Genomic DNA, 20,820 nt, shown 5'->3' with positions numbered 1-20,820 from the left:
ATTTAAAGTTACGGGCCCGCGCACGCTAAACCTTGCAACCTAAAGGAGGGGTACTTTTTGGACGCCGATAAGGGGTCCCGTTTAAACGCCGATTGACACCTAAAGCAATTGCTGATGCTTTAATCGATGCTGTGGATAAGAAAATCTATGAATCCATCGCTCCAAATAAAGCGAGTGTAGATGCGGCAGAGGGAGAAGATGAACTAAGTATAAGCTATAACTTTTTTAATTCTCTCTATAGTGCGGAGGTGATAAATCAAAATAGGATTGAAGGGATTGGCTTTTTCCCAAATGCATCCACTAAAAATAGTTGGCTGAAATCATTGAGAAAGCGAGCCGCTCGTGCATATATAGCCTACAAATATGGGTAGAAACGTAATCGATGTTCTTGCTCCACATTCTTCTTTGGGCAACATCACGTCCAATGAGTTCGCCCTGAAAATGGCTCTGGAAAAACGGTCCGCATAAGGTCAGACTGAAAATCCACGACTCTCCCGACAAATGAAGGGGGAATGGGGCAAGGCCAAGAGGAAAAAGCCGCTGCTCCGTCATCAGACATGATGTTTCAGGTCGTTAGCGCGGAAAATGTTTTTATAATTGGCATGAGCGCTTTTTGACCTGATTGAAATCATGGCGGCAGATATCCCGTTCAATGTCGGTTTTAATGGCTTTCTTGCGGAGGATACCAATATATCTTCATGCATCCAAGCAAGCGTTCAGTGCGCTTATAGTCTTATCCACTGTCCTTGGTGGCTGGACGTATAAATGGCTTCGACAGTTCGCTGTACCTCATAGCCTTCGCGGAAATCTGCATGGCCGGTATTCTGGCCTGCAATGCTTAAAAGAAAATCACGAACTTCAATGGTTTTCAGATCGTTGAAGCCGATTTGGTGGCCACCCGCTACGCAGAACGCCGAATAGGGCTCGTGATCGGGGCCAGCGAAAATCTTGCGGAAGCCCTGCTGACCCTTCTTGTCCGAGAAAAGGAACAGATCGAGTTCATTTAAGCGTTCCTGTGAGAAAAAGATTGAACCTTTTGAGCCCGAGATTTCGAAGTCGTGCTGCATTTTGCGGCCACCGGCAACCCAGTTTGCTTCCAGCGTTCCAGTCGCCCCACTTTCGAACGATACAAAGGCATGGCAGATATCGTCCACCTCCACTGACTTCATCTGGGATGGATTAACAGGATCAGGGCGCTTCGCAATGGTTGTGACGCTTTTTCCCATCACCTCGGCAATAGGGCCTGCCAGATAGCGCGCAGCGGCAATGATATGGCTGCCAATATCGGCGAGGGCGCCGCCACCGCCTGCGGGATCAAGCCGCCATGACCATGGAATGAGAGGGTCTGCCATGAAATCTTCTGCATGAATACCGCGGAAATTTCTGATCTCCCCAATTTCACCGCTTTCAATTATGTCCTTTGCAAGCTTGATCATCGGGTTCTTGAGATAATTAAAACCGACAGCAGTTTTAACGCCTTTGCGTTCGGCAGCGAGTGTCATTTCAAGACATTGCGCAGACGTGGGGGCCAACGGCTTTTCACAATAGACGTGCTTTCCAGCGCCAATTGCGGCGAGCGCCATTTCCTTGTGAAAGCGATTGGGTGTGGTGATGTCGATAAGGTTGATGGCCGGGTCTGTAATCAGGTCGTGCCAATTGCCGGTGGAGTGCGCAAAACCCAATTGACGTGCGGCATGCTGCGCGGTGGTTTCATCCACATCCGCCAGTGCATGCAGTTCGACCGTCATAGGCAGGTCGAAAATCCGATTTACATTCATAAGCGCGAGAGCATGGGTCTTGCCCATAAAACCCGAGCCGATCAGGCCAGCTACAACTGCCATTTTCTCCTCCCAGAGTAAAATTCCCGCTACGTTTCGACTGTAGCTTATGTGATTGACATGAGGCAACAGAAATGGAATTATAATTCCACGAAAATTTTATAATGAATGTTTCATTCTATTAAAGTGTAGATGTCAGAGTGAAATTGCCGGGACACATGCGTGGAGGCAGCCCCGGAATCAGCTCTGACGAGCATGCGGGTCAATTAACAAACCGGCGGGGAGTGCCGGGCAGGGAGGAATGCAGATGAAAGCTCTTTTAAAGTCGGCGGTTGCTGGTGTTGCATTGATGGCTGCGTCGTATACAGCGCAGGCGCAGGACATAAGCATTGTCGTGGTCAGCCATGGCCAGGCATCCGATCCGTTCTGGTCAGTTGTAAAAAATGGCGTTACGGAAGCCGCGAAAGATACGGGTGCAAAGGTGGATTACCGTGCGCCCGAAACCTTCGATATGGTGCAGATGGCGCAGCTGATTGATGCTGCAATCAACCAGAATCCGCAGGGCATCGTCGTGTCTATCCCGGATGCCGATGCACTTGGGCCGTCGATTGAGAGAGCGGTTGCTGCTGGCATTCCGGTTATCTCTATGAATGCCGGTTCGGAACCATCCAAAAAACTTGGTGCGCTGCTGCATGTCGGTCAGGATGAGTTCGATGCGGGTAAAGTTGCCGGTGAAGCGCTCAAAAAGTCGGGTGGTAAGAAAGGTCTTTGTGTCAATCATGAAGTCGGCAACGTCTCACTTGATCAACGCTGCGCAGGCTTCAAGGAAGGCTTTGGTGATGTGACTGTTCTGCCAACCTCGGTTGATCCGACGGAAAACGAATCCAAAGTTCGTGCGGCATTGGCATCCGACACCGCTGTTGATACAATCCTGACGCTCAATGCGACCCTTGCCGGTGAACCGGCGGTCAAGGCCGCTTCAGAAAGTGGTCGCGATGGCATTCATGTTGCTACCTTTGACATGTCGGCGGGCTTTCTTGAAGCCGTGGAAAATGGAAAAGCTGATTTTGCGATTGACCAGCAGCAGTTTTTGCAGGGCTATCTTCCCGTTGCATTCCTGGCGCTCAACGCGAAATACGGTCTGATGCCGGGTGGCAATGTGCCGTCAGGACCAAACCTGATTACTAAGGATAAGGCCAAGCAGGTGGTCGAACTGTCTGCCAAGGGCATTCGCTAGGGCATTTCCTGTTTTGATTGAACCATTTGAAATGCCGCACCCGCCCATGGAAATGGGCGGGAATGGGTATCTTTACCCATAAGCTTGGGGCCTTCGTGGCGCACTGTCTGGAGTGCGGTTTTCTCAAGTTGAATCAAAACGGTGCTCCAACAAATTGTAGTAATGCGTATTTGTATCGATGCGCTTGAAGGAGGAAAGCATGAATGAGCCAACTTCATCTGAGCTGCCTGCTCAGGCCGGCACGCATGATCCCGTGATTGCGGCTGCGCAACAGGATGAGCGGCTGAAAAATGCCAGCCCAGTGCAACGTATGCTCAGTCGCCCCGAACTGGGTGCTGTTTCGGGTCTTATCCTGATAACGATCTTCTTCCTTTCGACGGCCAATCCGGCGATGTTTACCACAGCGGGTATCATGAATTTCATGGCACCTGCCTCTCAGCTCGGTATTCTGGCGATTGCCGCCGCGCTGCTTATGATCGGCGGTGAGTTCGATCTTTCGATCGGTTCCATGATAGCCTTTGCGGGGCTGATATTTGCTGCAGCCCTTGTTGTCTTTCAGGTGCCGCTGATTGTTGCGATCATTCTGACGCTGGTTTTCGCGGCCTTCGTGGGGGGCATTAATGCGCAGATTGTGCTTAAAACTGGCCTGCCGTCCTTCATTGTCACGCTCGCATTTTTGTTTATCCTGCGCGGTCTTTCTCTGGTTGGCCTTAAATGGGCAACGGGTGGCGCAACACAATTGCGCGGCGTGAAGGAAGCCGTCGGCACGAGTACGCTTGCGGGATTGTTTTCGGGCGATGCTTTTCAGGGATTGTTCGCCTGGCTTGCAGAAAATGGCATGATAGCGAAGTTTCCGAATGGACAACCGACCGTAACGGGTGTTCCTGTTGAAGTGTTGTGGTTTGTGGGCATTGCTTTTCTTGCAACGTATATTCTTGTGCGCACCCGATTTGGAAACTGGATTTTCGCCTCTGGGGGGGATGCGCTCGCAGCGCGTAATTCCGGAGTGCCGGTTCGTCGTGTGAAAACAATCCTGTTCATGTGCACGGCGATGGCCGCAGCCCTTGTTGCAATTCTGACCGTGCTGGATGCGGGCTCGACCGATGCAAGACGCGGTTTCCAGAAAGAGTTCGAGGCGATCATTGCAGCGGTCATCGGTGGATGTCTGCTGACCGGCGGCTATGGTTCCGCTATCGGCGCTTTCTTCGGCTCCATCATATTTGGCATGGTGTTGATTGGTCTGACTTACACGACGATTGATCAGGATTGGTATCTCGTATTCCTTGGCGGAATGCTGCTGATTGCCGTTCTCTTCAATAATTTCATTCGCAAGCGCGCCACTGGCGAGCGATAGGTTTCAGTACTCACGCAGTTTTGAACGGGAAACCGGTTCCCACTTTTCCTGAAACTGCGCTGATAGGGAGTATCAAATATGACAGCCCCGATCATTGAAGTTCGCAATCTTGTCAAACATTTCGGGCCGGTTATTGCTCTTAACGGTGTTTCACTGAGTGTGGAGCCGGGGCAGGTGCATTGCCTGCTTGGCGATAATGGTGCCGGTAAATCGACATTGATTAAAACGCTTTCCGGCGTGCATAAGCCGACGAGCGGAGAGTTTTTTGTCGAAGGCAAACAGGTTGTTTTTGGCAGTCCGCGCGATGCACTGGATCACGGTATTGCTACGGTCTATCAGGACCTTGCCATGATTCCGCTCATGTCGGTGATGCGAAACTTTTTTCTTGGGCGCGAGCCTACCAAGGGCATTGGGCCGCTTAAATGGTTCGATACACAATTGGCCGAAGATGTGACGCGTGAGGAAATGAAGAGGATCGGCATCGATGTGCGCGATCCTCAGCAGGCGGTCGGTACGCTTTCGGGTGGCGAGCGTCAATGTGTGGCAATTGCACGTGCGGTCTATTTTGGCGCGAAAGTACTGATCCTTGATGAACCGACCTCGGCGCTCGGTGTTCGGCAGACGGCCATGGTGCTTAAATATATCAATCTCGTGCGTGAGCGTGGACTTGGTGTGATCTTCATCACCCATAATGTGCGTCATGCCCATGCCGTTGGCGATAAATTCACGGTGCTTAATCGTGGCGCCACGCTTGGCACACGCACAAGAAGCGACGTCGATATGGATGAGCTGCAAAGCCTTATGGCCGGTGGTCAGGAACTGACTGATTTGTCTTCGGCATTGGGTGGACGCGTTTAATTTATACTTGGCGCGTTGTAGCACAGTTTTTTCAGAGCGTGGCGTGATCTGCGAGCGTCCAGCCAGGCCATAGCGGGTAGAGTGATGGCGCTGGACCATTTCGCAATGACAGCATCAGACTTGAAGCCAGTCTTGCGCGGCTCTATCGCGAGCCGATTATATTTATTCTCACGAATATCGGTGAGGGCAGAAGCGGCGGCCTAACCAAGTGCGGACCATATTATTTCGCTTTATGCTCCGCTCATCCTTCCGCAATTTTTTAGCACGCCTTGTCGAAGGACAACGTCAGTAAGCATCTGGATTGGGTGTTCGGTGTGACGATTGCACTCGGTCAACAAGTTTTTAGGAGTCTGTTAAGGAAATAGTAACGCAATGAAACAATTTTTCATGGTGCGTGATTTCTTGGATATGGAGGTTTTAGGCAATGAATAAAATGACAACCACTGTTGCGTTGGCGCTTGCAGGGTTGGTGGCGAATTCTCTCGCGGCTTCGGCTAAAACAAGCCATATTGGCGAATTCAGGGACTGGGGCGTTTATCAAAACACGCAGTTGCCCGGAAATAAATGCTACGCTTTAACCGTGCCGTCGAGTTTCCTTCCCGCAGGTGTCCGGCATGGCGATAATTTCATCATCATTTCCAAGACTGGCGCGAGTTATAGCCCGCAACTTGTGATGGGATATGACCTGAAGCCTAATAGCAAAGTGAAAGTGATGGTCGATGGTGCACAGTTTCCATTCTTTAGCGAAGGAAACCGCGCCTGGGCACAGAATGAAGGCGATGAGGCACGTATTGTCAGCGCCATGCGGTCAGGGCGCACGGTAAATGTGCAAGCCACATCCGCGCGCGGCACTCAGACCCGCTATAGTTTTTCGTTGATGGGGCTGTCTGCATCCCTTCAACGCGTTGATCGCTGCTAGAGTGTTTCCTGTTTGGATTGAATTATTGGAAATGCTCTAATTAACAAGGGTTTTAAAGAATAAAGCCCTGCCAAAGGGCAGGGCTTTATTCTATGTTCAATACGCTGTTATCACGAGAGCCAGCTCTGGTGTTTATACCAGTCATCGATATCCGATTTTACCCGGTCTTTCTCGATGCCATAGCGCTCCTGAATCTTGCCTTCCAACTGTTCGCGGCGACCGTTGATCTGGTCGAGATCATCATCAGTGAGCTTGCCCCACTGCTCCTTGATCTTACCCTTTGCTTGCTTCCAATTGCCTTCTACGCGGTTCCAGTCCATTGGATTTCCTCCGTTCTGATTGTTGTGATGAGTTAACGCGTGAAAAGGCAATTGGTTCAGATTTTTTGGATAGGTTTTAGAATGCGTTTCGATTTGATTGAATCATAGCGCGCTTTAAATTCCCAGGAACTTGAAAGGTTCTGCGTCCTTGAATTCCTTGTTTGCAACACCTGAAAAAATGTTGCGCTGATCAGGACCAAGATCAAGTTTCTGCACTTTTCCCTTGTCGGCAGAAAAAACAATTGTGTTCAGATCAACCCAGAAAATATTCGGCGTGAGGGCTGATTCAAAGAAATACAGTTTGCGTTTCTGGTCAGACACCGTGCGCCAGCGCGTCGAAGAGATATTGGGCTGGTCCGGTGTCGTTAAGCCGTAAGGGACGGAAGCGTTGCGGATGACGCTGAACACACTTGCGATGGATTCAACCGCATCGCTGGTTTTTGGGACGGCATTGATATAAAATGACGCGCGCGTGAAGCGGTCCGAAGCCCGGTTTGTGCCCGGCAGCATCACGGTGCCGCCAATCTGCGTCCAGTAAGAATGAAGGGCGAGTTGCTCGTCAAAGGTCGGCGAATTGGTCAGAACCTGATATTTTGGGCTGTGGTGAATGACCTGCTTGCCGTCGATATATTCCACAATTGCACTGTCGCCGGATGCATCCGATATTGCAAGATGCAGTGTTGCAAGCCTGTTTTCGCCTGGAACATAATCGGTGACGATTGTGAAGGGATTGGCGCTCAGCGCTGTGACAGCTTCATCGACAGTGGCGAAATTATCGAGAACATATTGCGCCCAGGCTGCGATTGAAAGCCCTGGACCTGTGCCGTCATATTTAGGATATTGGGATTCAACCAGCCATAGCACGTTGGCGACGAGACCGGCCTCGTTCATTCCGTCGGTGGTGGAAATATCGTAGCCTGATGAGATGACGCTGCCATATTTTGAGGTCCACTGGATGGAGTTCGGACCAGCTTCGCCGCTGCGTTTCATGCCGCGCGGGAAAATCCAGAGGTTGGTGCCAACATCGACACTCCAGTCCATCGAGCGTGCTGTGATGATTTGATCATCGGCGCCAAGATAGACCACGCGTGTGCACGCTTCCACGACCGGTGCCGCCAGCATGCTGGCAGCGACGAGCACGCTGGTGCATGCGGCTGTAAATGATTTTTTCAGAATAGACATTGATAACCCCCTGCTTTTCAAATGGTACTTCGTTCACATGTTCATGAGTTTTCATCGTTCGCCGCCATAGCCACGGCGTTTCCATTCGCTCAAAGGCATGATGTCTGGCAGGCAGCCGCCTGCTTCAAACCAAGAGTCTACCACCCACTTCACACCGCTGTTGTCCTCAATGACGGCTGTCCAATGTGGATAGCGGCCATCAAAGAAACTGCCACGCGTCGTTTTGCGTGCGGGCTGATGATATTTCAGCCAACCGCGAGAATGAAGATAGCGGATAAAGTTGTCTGTATTCGTTGATTCGTCAACACAATCCATTTGCCCCTTGATGCGTGCCCGACCAAACTGCATGCGTGGCTTGTCACGCACTCCGATTGTGAGTGTGCTGCGCTCCTCAAAAAGTGCCACGGCTTGCCGCAGCGCCTTGCGCTCGTCGGCAGGGGATTGAGCGCCTTGCCGCAACAGGCGCTCAATGCGGCTCAAGTCCTTCGCAGTGAGGATGACTTTGGTTTTATAGGAGCAGTCATAGCCGTGGCAAACCCGAAAAGTTGCAGCATTGGCCTGCGGAATGGCTGCGAACAAAACTGTTGCGCCGATCGCTAGCATCAATGGCCTTAAATGGCGGCTATTTGGGAAGCATGTAATGATGGCGGATTATCCCAGCTTATGGTTTGTGAACAACAGTGAGGGTTGTATGCGCTCAATTCCCTGATAGGGGTTGGCATGGATTGCCAAGATCCACAGACAAAATGCAGCGGTGGTTGAATAGATAATCAAGGATTTGATGCCAGCTACCACTCTATCTGCATGGGTGGCTGCGATGGTGATGGCCGTGAGGATCGTCAGAAACAGCAGCATATACCATTTATACATATCGACAGAGGTCGACCCTACGGACAAGCGCGTATTGCGCGCGTCCTGCAATTCATCGAAATCATGGACGAGCTGCGAAATGATGGGTGTCGGAATATCCGTTCGTGCGAGGTCGACAATCTCGCGGCGGATGTTCTGCAATGCGATTTCGACCGCTACTGCCGGCTCGATATTGCTGTGTTTCAGCCATTCGTCTTTCACGACTGCATCGCGATAATCGACAAGCGCGCTGCGCAAGGCAGGTACATTGAGAATATCGGGGCTTGCGGCGCCAACAAGTCGTGAAATCGATGATCTTTCTTCACTGGTGGCTTGGTCCGCTTTGGAGTTTGCGGTCCAGATATCGGCGGCAACAAACCCCAGCGATAATGCCCATGCCGTTGCGATTGTGCTTATGAATGCACCGATTGGTACGGACAACACATCATGGTTTGCATGCTGGGAAAGCAGGTGGAGCGCAATATGGCCCATAGCGTAGAAACACACCCCCAGCAGTAAAAAGATGATGAAAGAAGCATAGACTGAAAGTTCAAAAATCAGAGACATCCGTTTCTCATTGCTTGAGATATGTCAGGACGGGCAGCCTTTGTGAACAATCAGAAAGCCAAGTCCCAGCCCTATAAGGCCTTAGTTGAAGCCAGAAAGGAATATGTTGCAAGGACGAAATAGGGATGTGCTTATTTCTTTCTAAACAAAAAGCCGCCTGTTATCACAGGCGGCTTCCTATTGGTCCGGGTTTTTTCAGCTTAGAACACAACTGAAAAACCAACCACTGGCCCATGCTGCGTCACATCATATTTGAACTTTTCACGCGTATCGTTGTCGCGGTAATTTTGATGAAGCGCACGATAGCCGACGCGCCATATTGTAGGTAAGTCAAACAGCTTGGTGCGGTAGCCAAGGTAAATCTGACCATTGGCGCTCAGTTTCGTTCCTGCACCAAAGCCGCCGATATCTGCTTCTGCGGCGATATTCCAGCGATCATTAATGTCGTAAAGTACGCGTGTTCCGATAAATGGATCTGTCCAGTCTTTCTTGCGGGACTCGGTGTAAGGCCCCACGCTCAATGTTGCTTTCAGCTGCGTCCAGCGAACGCCCGCCGTTGGCTCAATCGCAAAAACGCGCTGTTTGCCAAAATAGGTCAGACCATCCAGATCATGCTGATAAATACGATAAAAAACACCGCCGGTCAGCGTTGTAGAGACAATGTCCAGTCCAAGCTGTCTGCCGAGAACATCTTCGTCCTGGCTGGTCTTGGTGTATTGCCCATCAAAATAAGCGCCAAACGTGCCGTTGCTAATCTCGACATTGCCCATGAAACTCATATCGAGATTGTTGAAAATATCCTTAAAAGGAACGTCCACAGTGGTAGAACGACCGAGCAAGCCAGCATTACCATTCAGTGATGCACCCCATACATAAGGGCTGAAGATCACGCGCCAGCGTTGTTGATCCTGTATTTCTGTTTGAACAGGTGCCGGCGCTATAATGTCGGCCGCCAATGCAGACGCCGTTGGCATTACGGCAAATGTGCTTGCTAAAAGGATGTTACGCATAGTCATACCCGCAAAACTCTTGCCACCATTGCCTGAATTCAGCTTCATTTTGGTCTAATCCCCCGGGAGCGTAATTTAGAATAAATTAAAGTATTTCCAGAAAAGGCTCATTAACATCAATATGTTAATCGTGCCGGTAAATAAACTGAAAAGTTCGATTGTTACACAGTTTTACTCAATTGACGATCAGCGGCAGGGGTTATTTTGCTTGTTTTTACGTGGGCGTTGCCAGCATTATTCAATCAACCGAGGCGGCACGGAAAATGAAAGTAGAAACTCTGCTTGAGAAAAGTGATTAATTTTCAGGGGGTAGGGCGACAAGACGGTCGCCCCTTTCATGATCAGGGAACATCGTCATAACCAGAGACGCCGCCTTCGTTTTCAAGGCTTGCAATGCGTTTTGATTCTGAGCGGTTGAATTTCAGTCTCACGCCAAGTCCGCCGCCATTCTCCCAGATGAACTGTGCTCCGACCTTTTCGAGCGTATCTTGAAGGGCCTTGTTCTGTTCGTCAGTGGGCGCATTGATTTTTCTTTCGAAATATTCGATGACCTGCGCGTCGATACCGGATAGCTGGGCAAGACGATCCCGCGAAAATTCCACCAGCGCCCGTGCTGCGCGACATTGTGGTCCTGTGATCATGGCAGTATTCCTTGTCATCTCAGATATACGCGATTTATTTAAGTCTATGACAAAACCCGGAAATTGCTATGTGACTTTTTGATGGATTCGTGGTGGATGATCAATCGATCACGTAATTTTGAATATTGCGTTTTTTCGTGAACAAAATTTGACCACAGTCTTGCTTGTTCGCGGAGCGCACGTTTCTTACATAAGCGTTGCGCCGCAGGAGGGGCACCGTTGGCTTGGCTTCTTTTCAGGTTGATATGTCGACCTGTCTTATCAACACATAATCAAATGGTTTGCGATGACCACTTATAAATATTTTATCTGGCCTGCCGTTTTTACGGTCATAGGCTTTCTCGGCGCGCTCTGGCTCGGATATTCGATGACGGGCACGGTCGGTGGCATGATTTCCGTTTTTATCATCTGCGCGGTGCTCAGTGTTCTGGAAATCTCGCTATCCTTTGACAATGCTATTGTAAACGCGCGTATCCTGCGCGACATGACGCCGAAGTGGCAGCATCGATTTCTGACATGGGGCATTGTGATTGCTGTCTTTGGCATGCGTATCATCTTCCCGCTTGCCATTGTCGCAGTTGCTATGTGGACAGACCCTCTTTCCGCACTCAAACTTGCTATCTGGCAACCGGATGAATATGCGCGGGTGATTGCCGAATCTCACACGGGCATTGCCGCCTTTGGTGGCACATTCCTCATGATGGTTGGCATGAAATACTTTTTCGATGTCGAGAAGGACGTGCATTGGGTCAAGGCCATTGAGAGCCGCATGTCGAAGTTTGCTTCGGTTCAGGGGATCGAGATTGGTGTTGCCGTCGCACTTATCCTGTTTTTCTCCTACCAGCTTGATGCCGAACACTCGCACACTTTCCTTGTGGCTGCGCTGTTTGGTTTGCTGACCTTCCTTGCGGTTGAGGGGCTGGGTGCTGTTCTTGATGCTTCACAGGAGCAGGTGGACATGGTTCACCGGGGTGGGCTTGGCGCGTTCATCTATCTGGAAGTGCTTGATGCCAGCTTCTCGTTCGACGGTGTCATCGGTGCCTTTGCGCTGACGACGAACCTGTTTGTGATTGCGATTGGTCTTGGTATTGGTGCGTTTTATGTGCGCTCGCTCACCATTATGTTGGTGGAGCGTAAGACGCTCGGCCAGTATCGCTATCTGGAGCACGGCGCATTTTACGCCATTCTGGTGCTGGCAGTGATCATGTATGTACAGACACTCTACCATATTCCGGAAGTTATTACTGGTCTTATCGGTGCAGTTTTGATTGGTCTCTCCTTCATATCCTCAATCCGTTATAACAAGAAAAACCCTGAATGGCAGAAAGAGGCTGACGAGACAGCCCTTCAATGAGTTGCGAATGATAAATAGCGATAAAAGGCGGCAATTGCCGCCTTTTTTGTTGACCGAATCAAAAGAGTTGGCAAGCGTTGCTCCACTCACGGTATGGCCCGTCTGAGCGTATCTTCATAAGCTGTCAGCTTCAAAAAGGCTGTGGCTACGACTTTTTTGGAGAGGGGTTTTCCATGGTCGTCACCCGTTTAAGCAAAACCGTCTTTGTCGCGGCGATTGCTTTTTTTGCAACACTCGTTTCTTTCGGCAATATCACTGATTACGGCAGCAATTTTGCCTTCGTTCAGCACGTGCTTCTGATGGATACGATCTTCCCGGATGCAACAATCAAGTATCGGGCGATTGAAAGCAATTTCCTGCACAATGCCGCCTATATCATGATTATTGCAGCAGAAACGTTGACTGCAATTCTCTGCTGGATCGGTGCTTTTGCCATGTGTGGCCGTTTGAGCGGTGATGCACAAAGCTTCAACCGTTCCAAGAAGTGGGCCATTGGTGGGCTCTCGCTTGGTTTCCTCGTCTGGCAGGTTGGCTTTATGTCGATTGGTGGCGAATGGTTCGGCATGTGGATGTCGTCAACCTGGAACGGCATCGAATCTGCATTCCGCTTCTTTATCACCATCATTGCCGTGCTGATTTATGTCGTTTTGCCGGATGGCGAGATCGAAAAATAATCAGATGAAATGCGATGCAAGGGTGGGTTCGTTGATGAGTTCAACACCTGCCTTTTGCATTTTTTCAAGCATCGCATTCATTGAGCCGCCAATATCAATGCCGCGGCAGGCATCAAGCCGGACACGCACCTGAAATCCATGTGATACGGCATCCAGGGCCGAAAAGGCGACGCAGAAGTCGGTTGCAAGTCCCGCAAGTGTCAATGATGCGATATTGCGGTCACGCAGATATCCCGCAAGTCCGGTTGGTGTTTGACGGTCGTTTTCATAAAAAGCTGAATAGCTGTCCACTCCCACACGAAAGCCCTTGCGGATGACAAGCTGCGCGCGGTCCCGTTGCAGATCGGGATGAAAATCAGCGCCATGGGTGCCTTGAATGCAGTGGTCAGGCCATAATGTTTGTGGCCCATAAGCCATCTCAACATTATCATAAGCCTTTTTTCCGGGGTGGCTGGAGGCGAAGCTGGAATGGCCGGCCGGATGCCAGTCCTGTGTTAGAATGACATGTTCGCTCTCATCAATCAGCCGGTTGATTGCAGGTAGAATTTCATCACCTTTATCAACAGCCAGCGCACCACCGGGACAGAAATCGTTCTGAACATCGATAACCAGAAGGGCATGACCAATCATAAGGCACTCCATTGAATTTAACGGCATAGTGGTGCGCTATGTGGTTTGGTCCGTCAAGTCGTTCAGGCATCAATCTCGACACGACCACGCGGACGGCTGCAACAGGCAAGAATGTAACCTTCCGCCACTTCGTCATCACGAATGCCGCCATTGTGGTTCATTTCGGTTTCGCCAGCGATGCATTTGACTTTGCAGGTGCCGCAGATGCCGAACTCGCAGGCACTCGGAATTTTAAGCCCGCCATTGCGCGCTGCGAGCAGGATCGTGTCGTTTTCGGTGCATTCGACTTCAACGCCCGACAGGCTGAAGACAATGCTTGCCGGGGCAACAGCGGGCGCGGTAGGGGCGGTTGGGGTATCGACAGCAAGAGCGGATGGTACTGGCACCGACGAGATTTCGGTCGCAGGCTGAAAGCTCTCCTGATGATAATTGGCCATATTGAAGCCTGATTGCTCCAAAAGGCCCCGCACACCATTCATGAATGGCTCAGGCCCGCAGCAAAATACTTCGCGCTGCATGAAATCAGGTGCCAGCAGTTCCAGTCGGGCGCGGTCAATGCGCCCGTGTAGGCCGGGCCAGACATGGCGGGCTGAGGATTGTTCAACGATAAAGGCAAGGCGCATGGCCTCCATGCGCCCTGAAAGCAGTTCGAGCTCCTTGCGGAAAATAATGTCGTCGGGCGTGCGTGCGCAATTGATGAAAGCAACATCGCTTGTCGGTGCACAATCAAATAGCCAGCGCGTCATGGACACCATTGGTGTGATGCCGGAGCCAGCCGAGATGAAAAGATATTTGTCGCTCGGATGATTGGCGAGCGAGAAGTCACCATTTGGGCCATAGGCTTTGATGGTCATTGGCGGGCGAAGATGATCAAGCATCCAGCGGGTGCCGATACTATCCTTCTGGGCCTTGACCGTGACCGAGATATGGTAGGGCCGCGAAGGGGTCGATGACAGCGTATAGGTCCGCAGCACCGGCCCCAATCCATCAGCGCGTTCAATCGGCAGTTCGAGGGTGACAAACTGGCCCGGTGTATAGCGGAACCAGTTGTCCTCCAGCGTTTTGAAGGAGAAGGTCATGACGTCTGGCGCTTCTTCGATGGCCGAGATGCATTGCAGCATTTGCAGCCTGTCGTTCCACGGCAGCATTTCGTCCAGATATTTCAGAGGCTGCATGGCCTTCTCACTTCTCAATGGCTTTATTTTACGCAACGCGGCTGAGTTTCGCAGTTTCACCCTTCAGGCGAGGTGTGACTGTGTTGGTGTACCATTCGAGGAACTGCATCACGCCCCCTTCATGCTCAACCGAGTAAGGACCGGGCAGATAAGCGGGTGAGCGAATGCCGACCGCATTTTCTTCCACAATCTGACGATCCTGATCATTGGTCTGAAGCCAGACATGGGTCAGTTCATTGAGATCATAATCAACGCCTTCAACCGCATCCTTGTGAACCAGCCATTTGGTTGTCACCATGGTCTCTTCGGCGCTGATCGGCAGCACGCGGAAAGAGATAGCGTGGTCGGCCATCAGATGGTTCCACGTGGATGGATAATTGAAGAGCAGCATTGCGCCGATATTGGTGTTACCAGCAACCTTATCGCTCAGTGGCTTTTTGACTGCCGGCTTGCCCGACATGGTGTAGCTTACAGCATCGCGCAAGAGTGGAATGCGGGTGATGCGATAGCGGCCATCGTCCGACATGGTGAATTGGGCTGGCAAACCGATCGTTGCGCAGTTCTTCCAGAGCTGGTTGATTTCCGGGTCTTCCATAACGCCCTGCACGCCGGTAGCACTCGGTGCTTCTGGATAGGTGCGGCAAAGCTCCGGGTGGTTGGCCGCACAGTGATAGCACTCACGGTTGTTTTCCCACACGAGCTTCCAGTTGCCCTTCTCGATAATTGAGCTTTCAAAGGCGACCTTGGCTTCCTTGATGTTATGCGGGGCGAGATAAGGCTCAACGAGACTGCGGAAGCTGTTGAAATCCGGTGCTTCATCAGCAACGCAGATATAGATATAACCAGCGACGCTCTCGCAATGAACCTGTTTCAAACCATAGTCGGCGGGCTTGAAATCCGGACCGACCTGACGCGCAAAGAGAAGGCGACCATCAAGTTCATAGGTCCACTGATGATAAGGGCAGACGAGTTTTGCTGCAGTGCCTTTTTCGGCAGAACAGATGCGTGAACCGCGATGACGGCAGGAATTGTGAAACGCGCGGATGCCACCCTGTGCATCGCGCACGATCACGACCGGATAGGCACCCACCTGAACGGTCATATAAGAACCGGTTTTGGGTAGCTCGCAATCGTGGCCGACAAACAGCCAGTCGCGATAGAAGACGTTTTCCAAGTCCAGCTTGTAAAAATCGGGATCCGTGTAAAACTTCTGCTCAAGGCTGAAATTTGGGTCGCGCCCGGTCAAAAGCCCCAGCATTTCGTTGCGAACGTCCATAGTATTGAACCCTCTGTGTCCATCATCATGAGCCTGCAGGCGCTGTTCTCTCAGCGACGCATGCCCGGTGGAATGTTCCCGTTGTCTTCTGGAAGAACAGGTTTCCCATTATCTCAATGGCTTGCCTGCTCATGCGATCATGTTCAAACTGACTTCCGTTGTCATGATTCAATCATTGAAATGTTCTAAACGCGCATTGGGATGCGACATGATTTTCGCGTAAAGACGACACGTCAAAATGACGCGCAGCAGTTTGCAAATGTGTGGGGTGTGTGCGTGTGGGATTGCCAAGAGCACTCAAAGGCAGTTACCAAACTGCGAAATATATCCGGTTTCATTCTATGGGAGGCTTAGAGGCCATGAAACGTTCTGAAGTTAACGAGATTATCCGCGAAAGCGACGCTTTCATTCGTTCTTTTGGCTACATCATGCCTCCCTTCGCTTACTGGTCACCAGAAGAGTTGAAAACGCGCACTTCAAGCGACGCAAAGGCCATTCGCGATGGGCGTCTTGGCTGGGACATTACGGATTACGGTCAGGGAAAATTTGCTGATCTTGGATTGTTTTTGTTCACGACGCGCAATGGCAATGCTGAAGACCTCAAGCGCGGCGGTGGAATGCTCTATGCTGAAAAGATCATGATCTCGCGCAAGAATCAGATTTCGCCGATGCATCGCCATGTGGTCAAAGCAGAAGACATCATCAATCGTGGTGGTGGTACGCTGGTTCTCGAACTCTTCAATTCGCGCGCGGATGGCAGCGTTGATGAAGAAAGTGATGTAACGGTTGCCACCGATGGCCGCCTTGTGACGCAAAAGGCTGGTGCGCATCTCAAGCTCAGCCCTGGCGAAAGTGTCACGCTTTTGCCGGGTAACTGGCACGCGTTCTGGGGTGAGGGGGGCGACGTGCTGATCGGAGAAGTTTCGACCGTCAACGACGACCTGACGGATAATATTTTCCGCGAGCCGATCGGACGTTTTTCCAATATTGAGGAAAACGAACAGCCATTGCACCTTTTGGTGTCAGACTATGATAAATGGCTCTGAGCTCAACTAAAGGACTGAACATATGAAGCTGGCGATGATCGGAACGGGCTATGTGGGTCTGGTGTCGGGGGTGTGTTTTGCCGAATTCGGCTTTCACGTCACCTGTGTCGACAAGAATCCGTCTATCATCGAGCGGCTCACTGCGGGCAAGGTTACGATTTTCGAACCGGGGCTTGATGAGCTTATGGGGCGTAATATTCGTGACGGTCGGCTTGAATTCAGTACCGATTTGGCGACAAGCGTCGCCGATGCCGATGTGATCCTGATCGCCGTTGGCACTCCGTCACGGCGCGGCGATGGCGAGGCTGATTTGCAATATATTGAAGCTGCTGCCGATGAAATTGCCGCCGCTATGAAGCCGGGAGCGGTGGTTGTCATTAAGTCGACAGTCGTTGTCGGCACCAATGCGCGCATTCGTGATCGCATTGCGGCTGCGCGTCCGGGTGTTGAATTCTCTATGGTTTCAAATCCGGAATTCCTGCGCGAAGGCTCGGCAATTGAAGATTTTATGCGGCCTGATCGCGTCGTCGTCGGCGTTGATGATGAGCGTGGCAAGGCGGCCATGCAGCGGCTTTACCGGCCGCTTTATATACGTGAAACGCCAATGGTGATCACGTCGCTGGAAAATGCTGAAATCATCAAATATGCCGCCAATGCCTTTCTTGCGATGAAGGTCACATTCATCAATCAGGTGGCCGACCTTTGCGAAAAGACCGGCGGTAACGTGCAGGAAGTTGCGCGTGCCATCGGCATGGATAATCGCATTGGCTCAAAATTTCTGCATGCGGGGCCGGGCTTTGGCGGCTCGTGTTTTCCAAAAGATACACGTGCCTTTGCCGCGACCGGCAAGAAATATGGCGCACCGCAGTCGCTGATCGAAGAAGTGATTGCAGTCAATGAGGCGCGCAAGCAATCAATGGCAGAGCGTATTGTTGCCGCGGCCCATGAGAGCGGAACGAAGACTGTTGCGGTGTTGGGGGTCGCTTTCAAGCCGAATACAGATGATATTCGTGAATCGCCATCGCTGGATATTATTGCAGCGATTCAGAAGGCGGGTATTACCGTGCGCGCACACGATCCTGAGGCAATGGATGCTGCAAGATCCGTATTGCCCGATGTGGTCTGGTGCGGCTCTGCCTATGAGGCCGCAGAAGGTGCAGGCGTTGTAGCGCTGCTGACCGAATGGAATGCCTACCGCGCCCTCGATCTCAAGCGATTGCGCGGTGTGATGGATGGTAATGTTTTGATTGATCTGCGCAATGTCTACAAAGCCGAAGACATTGCTGAGACGGGGCTTGATTATCGCTCAGTGGGACGGACGTCGAAAATCCAGTCGCTATCCGCAAAAGCCCATTAATTTGCTGCCCTAAGCCTCTTTTTCTCATTCGCAATCAGCCAAAGGTTGCGAATGTAGACAATCAGGCCGAAGCCTTGGCCTGCGATAAAGACTGGATCCTTGCGCTGAATTGCGTAAATGAGCAGCAAAACGCCGCCGACCAGCGAAAAGAACCAGAAAGCCACAGGCATTACGCTTTTTTTGGCCTTTTCAGATGCCAGCCACTGCACGACAAAGCGCATTGTGAAGCAGGCCTGCGCAACGAAGCCCAGAATGATCCAGCCGTCCCACTGCGCCACGAATACATCATGAAGCCATTGGACCACGCTGCTAAAAATATCAGTCATGGGTGATCTCCGTCACGCGTGGCACAACCTTGCGACGCTTGCGCAACCACCATACGCCATAAAGGTCGAGAATGCCGCGCAGACCTCTGTCGAGAATACCGTAATTGGATTTGCCGTGACGCCGTTCGCGGTCGGTGACGTCGATATGCACGACATCAAAGCCCTCACGCAGCGCAAGCGCTGGCAGATAACGGTGCCAGCCGTCAAAAAATGGCAGTTGGCGGAACAGATCGGTGTGCAAGGCTTTCAGTCCACAACCGGAATCGCGCGTCTTGTCTTTCAGGATCGCGCCGCGCAGATTGTTGGCAAAGCGCGAAGAAAGCTGCTTGAGCTTGGTATCCGTGCGCTTGAGGCGCTGACCGGCGGCGATACCAAAAGCGGGGCCAGCATTGATCAAAGCATCTGCGAGCGCTGGCAGATAGGCCGGGTTGTTCTGCCCATCGCCATCCATTGTCACAACAATCTGGCCGCGGGCCGCGAAAACGCCGGATCGCAAAGCAGCGCTTTGCCCGGAGGAGCGATCATGACGGATATGGCGCAGCGGCTTGCCTGCATGGATGCGGCCTGCCAGTACATCGCTGGTGGAATCTGTCGAGCCATCGTCAACGACAATCACTTCATACGCGCGGCCCAGCATGGCGCTGTCAACCTCATCAAGCAGGAAAGCAAGGTTGTCAGCTTCATTGCGACAGGGGATGACCACTGAAATCGTTGGTGTTGCCAAGCGGAGTTTCCTTCATTCCTTGCGCATTTTCCGTCAAATCGTTGCTAATATCTCAGTCTAGGGGCCCTGTGGCGCGCAAGGCGGGCTCCATAACATTGATTGCCGGGTAAACCAAGCGTTTCAAAAAATTGTGAGCTAGACTGGATATTTGTGTGCGCCGCTTTTACTCTGAGATGGGGGAAGACGGAAGTACCTCTGCGAGCCAATCCAGAAAATTTTGCGTCACGTCATCCCGGTTGATGTCGTTCAGACCTTCATGACGGGTTTCAGGATAGAGAGTGCAGGTAATATTCTTAAAGCCCATGGCTTTCATCCTGTCGGCCAGTTTGCGCGTGGCTTTGGCTTTGTCGGTTGCAGGGTCCTGCATGCCGCCAACGAGGTTGAATGGCAGCTCTTTGCGCATATTTGCAAAAGGACTGTTTGTCGCTCCCGTTTTCATCATGCGGAATATGTCGATCCACAATGCAATGGTTGGATCAAAGCCACAGAGCGGATCACGGATATAGGCTTCGACCTCAGCCGGATCGCGAGACAGCCAGTCGAAAGCGGTCCGATGGTCGGGAATCGCGTTTCCCCACGCCCGGAACGTCAGTTTCGGCAAGATCGTGCTTGGGACGTCGGAGCCTTTCAACATGCGCTCTGCATAAAGGATTGCCTTTGCGGCACTATTCTCAATGCCGCCATTGAAATTAGAGTTCCAGACGGCAACTGCATCAATCGTATCCGAATGCGCAAGCGCGTAATTCAGCGCGATCAAGCCCCCCATGGAGTGCCCAAATAATACCACCGGCACGCCGGGATGCGCTGCATGAATATGATAGTTGAGTGCCAGAACATCCCCGATAGACACTCTATCGCCGTCTTTGGGCGCAAACATTCCTCGTGGCGCATGGAAGCCTATATTGGCGCCGTGCCCACGATGATCATGGGCGTAAACATGATAGCCCGCCTGATTGAGCGCTTCGGCGAAGCGCGCATAACGAGCGGAATGTTCGGCCAATCCATGGCAGATTTGTATGGCGGCTTTTGGCCGGGCAGCCAGCGCCTCCCGATATGGGAGTTCGGTTCCGTCTGAGAGCTGCAAGCGTTTGATGGTTTGAAATGTCATTAGGTCATCAGAATTTATGCCGCGCAAATAGTCAAATTCTCTTTTGGTGGTGTCGTTTAAAAAGGCATCCAGAGGTTGAATGAACTAATTTTAGGCATTTACAATTTTCGAGTAAATTTCGCTTGAAAACCGCAAAATCCTAGGCAAATCTGTCCTAATTAGGGGATGTGGGCTGGGTTTTGAAGAGAATTCAGAGGCGTCGAATTTCAGTCTTTAAGGCATAACTAGCAGGCCGTTCGGTGAAAGGGAGGATACTTTCCCGAGTGGTGGCCAGAGGGGAAACCGGGTGACGGAAATATCCGCGCCCGGTTTCATTTTATTCAAGCACATTTCCATGTCGACTTTGCGCGATGATATTTGCTTCCGCGCGCTATTTCGCCTACATACCCAGCAGAATTTTTCCTTGCGGTTCGGCAAATGGCCGTTCACGCTCTC

Annotated in this window: 22 protein-coding genes; 9 read left to right on the top strand and 13 right to left on the bottom strand. The window is 51.5% G+C overall.

What is annotated here, in order from left to right:
* The first annotated feature begins 92 nt into the window (after positions 1 to 92).
* Complete coding sequence (locus VBH83_RS10575; RefSeq protein WP_396997622.1) at positions 93 to 371, top strand: hypothetical protein; 279 nt, start codon at positions 93 to 95, stop codon at positions 369 to 371.
* Between the two features lie 354 nt (positions 372 to 725).
* On the opposite strand, the gene VBH83_RS10570 is transcribed toward VBH83_RS10575, so the two are convergent.
* Positions 726 to 1,841, bottom strand: a complete 1,116-nt coding sequence (locus VBH83_RS10570; RefSeq protein ID WP_396997621.1) for a Gfo/Idh/MocA family protein — start codon at positions 1,839 to 1,841, stop codon at positions 726 to 728.
* Positions 1,842 to 2,085: 244 nt separating this feature from the next.
* On the opposite strand from VBH83_RS10570, the gene VBH83_RS10565 reads away from it, so the two are divergent.
* From VBH83_RS10565 to VBH83_RS10550, 4 genes are all read left to right on the top strand, one after another.
* Positions 2,086 to 3,015 (top strand): sugar ABC transporter substrate-binding protein, encoded by a 930-nt coding sequence (locus VBH83_RS10565; protein ID WP_265985462.1) that lies wholly within the window; start codon positions 2,086 to 2,088, stop codon positions 3,013 to 3,015.
* A gap of 199 nt (positions 3,016 to 3,214) precedes the next feature.
* On the top strand, positions 3,215 to 4,369 hold the full coding sequence (locus VBH83_RS10560) for an ABC transporter permease (RefSeq protein WP_396997619.1): 1,155 nt from the start codon (positions 3,215 to 3,217) through the stop codon (positions 4,367 to 4,369).
* Positions 4,370 to 4,447: 78 nt separating this feature from the next.
* Positions 4,448 to 5,227 carry an ATP-binding cassette domain-containing protein gene (locus tag VBH83_RS10555; protein WP_396997617.1) on the top strand — a complete coding sequence of 260 codons (780 nt, stop codon included), beginning with the start codon at positions 4,448 to 4,450 and terminating at the stop codon, positions 5,225 to 5,227.
* Positions 5,228 to 5,651: 424 nt separating this feature from the next.
* Positions 5,652 to 6,146 carry an invasion associated locus B family protein gene (locus tag VBH83_RS10550; RefSeq protein ID WP_396997615.1) on the top strand — a complete coding sequence of 165 codons (495 nt, stop codon included), beginning with the start codon at positions 5,652 to 5,654 and terminating at the stop codon, positions 6,144 to 6,146.
* Between the two features lie 110 nt (positions 6,147 to 6,256).
* Here VBH83_RS10550 and VBH83_RS10545 read toward each other — a convergent pair whose 3' ends face one another.
* The 6 genes from VBH83_RS10545 to VBH83_RS10520 form a co-directional block, all read right to left on the bottom strand.
* Positions 6,257 to 6,466 (bottom strand): CsbD family protein, encoded by a 210-nt coding sequence (locus VBH83_RS10545; RefSeq protein ID WP_265985458.1) that lies wholly within the window; start codon positions 6,464 to 6,466, stop codon positions 6,257 to 6,259.
* 114 nt (positions 6,467 to 6,580) lie between these two features.
* Complete coding sequence (locus VBH83_RS10540) at positions 6,581 to 7,648, bottom strand: linear amide C-N hydrolase (RefSeq protein WP_396997613.1); 1,068 nt, start codon at positions 7,646 to 7,648, stop codon at positions 6,581 to 6,583.
* A gap of 51 nt (positions 7,649 to 7,699) precedes the next feature.
* Positions 7,700 to 8,251 carry a hypothetical protein gene (locus tag VBH83_RS10535; protein ID WP_396997611.1) on the bottom strand — a complete coding sequence of 184 codons (552 nt, stop codon included), beginning with the start codon at positions 8,249 to 8,251 and terminating at the stop codon, positions 7,700 to 7,702.
* A gap of 48 nt (positions 8,252 to 8,299) precedes the next feature.
* The gene (locus VBH83_RS10530) at positions 8,300 to 9,064 is read right to left on the bottom strand and encodes a hypothetical protein (RefSeq protein WP_396997609.1); all 765 of its coding nucleotides are present in this window, start codon (positions 9,062 to 9,064) and stop codon (positions 8,300 to 8,302) included.
* A gap of 200 nt (positions 9,065 to 9,264) precedes the next feature.
* Positions 9,265 to 10,074 carry a hypothetical protein gene (locus VBH83_RS10525; RefSeq protein ID WP_265985489.1) on the bottom strand — a complete coding sequence of 270 codons (810 nt, stop codon included), beginning with the start codon at positions 10,072 to 10,074 and terminating at the stop codon, positions 9,265 to 9,267.
* Positions 10,075 to 10,415: 341 nt separating this feature from the next.
* Entirely contained in the window at positions 10,416 to 10,715 is a 300-nt protein-coding gene (locus tag VBH83_RS10520; protein ID WP_396997607.1) for an XRE family transcriptional regulator, read from the bottom strand.
* Between the two features lie 286 nt (positions 10,716 to 11,001).
* On the opposite strand from VBH83_RS10520, the gene VBH83_RS10515 reads away from it, so the two are divergent.
* Together VBH83_RS10515 and VBH83_RS10510 are read left to right on the top strand one after the other, a co-directional pair.
* Complete coding sequence (locus VBH83_RS10515) at positions 11,002 to 12,069, top strand: DUF475 domain-containing protein (protein ID WP_265985453.1); 1,068 nt, start codon at positions 11,002 to 11,004, stop codon at positions 12,067 to 12,069.
* A gap of 173 nt (positions 12,070 to 12,242) precedes the next feature.
* On the top strand, positions 12,243 to 12,743 hold the full coding sequence (locus tag VBH83_RS10510) for a DUF2165 family protein (protein ID WP_396997605.1): 501 nt from the start codon (positions 12,243 to 12,245) through the stop codon (positions 12,741 to 12,743).
* Here VBH83_RS10510 and pncA read toward each other — a convergent pair whose 3' ends face one another.
* The 3 genes from pncA to VBH83_RS10495 form a co-directional block, all read right to left on the bottom strand.
* On the bottom strand, positions 12,744 to 13,373 hold the full coding sequence (gene pncA / locus VBH83_RS10505) for a bifunctional nicotinamidase/pyrazinamidase (RefSeq protein ID WP_396997603.1): 630 nt from the start codon (positions 13,371 to 13,373) through the stop codon (positions 12,744 to 12,746).
* Positions 13,374 to 13,435: 62 nt separating this feature from the next.
* Entirely contained in the window at positions 13,436 to 14,548 is a 1,113-nt protein-coding gene (locus VBH83_RS10500) for a hybrid-cluster NAD(P)-dependent oxidoreductase (protein ID WP_265985450.1), read from the bottom strand.
* A 28-nt stretch (positions 14,549 to 14,576) separates the two neighbouring features.
* Complete coding sequence (locus VBH83_RS10495; RefSeq protein WP_396997601.1) at positions 14,577 to 15,824, bottom strand: aromatic ring-hydroxylating dioxygenase subunit alpha; 1,248 nt, start codon at positions 15,822 to 15,824, stop codon at positions 14,577 to 14,579.
* Positions 15,825 to 16,183: 359 nt separating this feature from the next.
* Between VBH83_RS10495 and VBH83_RS10490 the strand changes: the two genes are divergently transcribed.
* On the top strand, positions 16,184 to 16,870 hold the full coding sequence (locus tag VBH83_RS10490) for a D-lyxose/D-mannose family sugar isomerase (RefSeq protein ID WP_396997599.1): 687 nt from the start codon (positions 16,184 to 16,186) through the stop codon (positions 16,868 to 16,870).
* Positions 16,871 to 16,892: 22 nt separating this feature from the next.
* The gene (locus VBH83_RS10485; RefSeq protein WP_396997597.1) at positions 16,893 to 18,227 is read left to right on the top strand and encodes a UDP-glucose dehydrogenase family protein; all 1,335 of its coding nucleotides are present in this window, start codon (positions 16,893 to 16,895) and stop codon (positions 18,225 to 18,227) included.
* On the opposite strand, the gene VBH83_RS10480 is transcribed toward VBH83_RS10485, so the two are convergent.
* The 3 genes from VBH83_RS10480 to VBH83_RS10470 all read right to left on the bottom strand — a co-directional run bounded on the left by VBH83_RS10480 (position 18,224) and on the right by VBH83_RS10470 (position 20,385).
* Positions 18,224 to 18,553: a lipid-A-disaccharide synthase N-terminal domain-containing protein gene (locus tag VBH83_RS10480; protein WP_265985446.1), complete on the bottom strand. Its 330-nt coding sequence runs from the start codon at positions 18,551 to 18,553 to the stop codon at positions 18,224 to 18,226. The genes VBH83_RS10485 and VBH83_RS10480 overlap by 4 nt on opposite strands.
* The gene (locus tag VBH83_RS10475; protein ID WP_265985445.1) at positions 18,546 to 19,277 is read right to left on the bottom strand and encodes a glycosyltransferase family 2 protein; all 732 of its coding nucleotides are present in this window, start codon (positions 19,275 to 19,277) and stop codon (positions 18,546 to 18,548) included. Before VBH83_RS10475 ends, VBH83_RS10480 begins: the two co-directional genes overlap by 8 nt.
* 163 nt (positions 19,278 to 19,440) lie before the next feature.
* Positions 19,441 to 20,385: a lysophospholipase gene (locus tag VBH83_RS10470; protein WP_396997595.1), complete on the bottom strand. Its 945-nt coding sequence runs from the start codon at positions 20,383 to 20,385 to the stop codon at positions 19,441 to 19,443.
* Positions 20,386 to 20,820: the final 435 nt, after the last annotated feature.

The sequence above is a fragment of the Ochrobactrum sp. S1502_03 genome, assembly GCF_044435015.1.
Taxonomy (GTDB): domain Bacteria; phylum Pseudomonadota; class Alphaproteobacteria; order Rhizobiales; family Rhizobiaceae; genus Brucella; species Brucella chromiisoli.
The sequence above is the reverse complement of the archived record's forward strand: the minus strand, read 5'-3'. Positions and strand labels throughout refer to the sequence as shown.

What these genes read in the sequence shown, in the direction of transcription:
- VBH83_RS10570 (WP_396997621.1), bottom strand. Translation starts at nt 1,841, where the DNA reads ATGGCAGTTGTAGCTGGCCTGATCGGCTCGGGTTTTATGGGCAAGACC.
- VBH83_RS10565 (WP_265985462.1), top strand. Translation starts at nt 2,086, where the DNA reads ATGAAAGCTCTTTTAAAGTCGGCGGTTGCTGGTGTTGCATTGATGGCT.
- VBH83_RS10560 (WP_396997619.1), top strand. Translation starts at nt 3,215, where the DNA reads ATGAATGAGCCAACTTCATCTGAGCTGCCTGCTCAGGCCGGCACGCAT.
- VBH83_RS10555 (WP_396997617.1), top strand. Translation starts at nt 4,448, where the DNA reads ATGACAGCCCCGATCATTGAAGTTCGCAATCTTGTCAAACATTTCGGG.
- VBH83_RS10550 (WP_396997615.1), top strand. Translation starts at nt 5,652, where the DNA reads ATGAATAAAATGACAACCACTGTTGCGTTGGCGCTTGCAGGGTTGGTG.
- VBH83_RS10545 (WP_265985458.1), bottom strand. Translation starts at nt 6,466, where the DNA reads ATGGACTGGAACCGCGTAGAAGGCAATTGGAAGCAAGCAAAGGGTAAG.
- VBH83_RS10540 (WP_396997613.1), bottom strand. Translation starts at nt 7,648, where the DNA reads ATGTCTATTCTGAAAAAATCATTTACAGCCGCATGCACCAGCGTGCTC.
- VBH83_RS10535 (WP_396997611.1), bottom strand. Translation starts at nt 8,251, where the DNA reads ATGCTAGCGATCGGCGCAACAGTTTTGTTCGCAGCCATTCCGCAGGCC.
- VBH83_RS10530 (WP_396997609.1), bottom strand. Translation starts at nt 9,064, where the DNA reads ATGTCTCTGATTTTTGAACTTTCAGTCTATGCTTCTTTCATCATCTTT.
- VBH83_RS10525 (WP_265985489.1), bottom strand. Translation starts at nt 10,074, where the DNA reads ATGCGTAACATCCTTTTAGCAAGCACATTTGCCGTAATGCCAACGGCG.
- VBH83_RS10520 (WP_396997607.1), bottom strand. Translation starts at nt 10,715, where the DNA reads ATGATCACAGGACCACAATGTCGCGCAGCACGGGCGCTGGTGGAATTT.
- VBH83_RS10515 (WP_265985453.1), top strand. Translation starts at nt 11,002, where the DNA reads ATGACCACTTATAAATATTTTATCTGGCCTGCCGTTTTTACGGTCATA.
- VBH83_RS10510 (WP_396997605.1), top strand. Translation starts at nt 12,243, where the DNA reads ATGGTCGTCACCCGTTTAAGCAAAACCGTCTTTGTCGCGGCGATTGCT.
- pncA (WP_396997603.1), bottom strand. Translation starts at nt 13,373, where the DNA reads ATGATTGGTCATGCCCTTCTGGTTATCGATGTTCAGAACGATTTCTGT.
- VBH83_RS10500 (WP_265985450.1), bottom strand. Translation starts at nt 14,548, where the DNA reads ATGCAGCCTCTGAAATATCTGGACGAAATGCTGCCGTGGAACGACAGG.
- VBH83_RS10495 (WP_396997601.1), bottom strand. Translation starts at nt 15,824, where the DNA reads ATGGACGTTCGCAACGAAATGCTGGGGCTTTTGACCGGGCGCGACCCA.
- VBH83_RS10490 (WP_396997599.1), top strand. Translation starts at nt 16,184, where the DNA reads ATGAAACGTTCTGAAGTTAACGAGATTATCCGCGAAAGCGACGCTTTC.
- VBH83_RS10485 (WP_396997597.1), top strand. Translation starts at nt 16,893, where the DNA reads ATGAAGCTGGCGATGATCGGAACGGGCTATGTGGGTCTGGTGTCGGGG.
- VBH83_RS10480 (WP_265985446.1), bottom strand. Translation starts at nt 18,553, where the DNA reads ATGACTGATATTTTTAGCAGCGTGGTCCAATGGCTTCATGATGTATTC.
- VBH83_RS10470 (WP_396997595.1), bottom strand. Translation starts at nt 20,385, where the DNA reads ATGACATTTCAAACCATCAAACGCTTGCAGCTCTCAGACGGAACCGAA.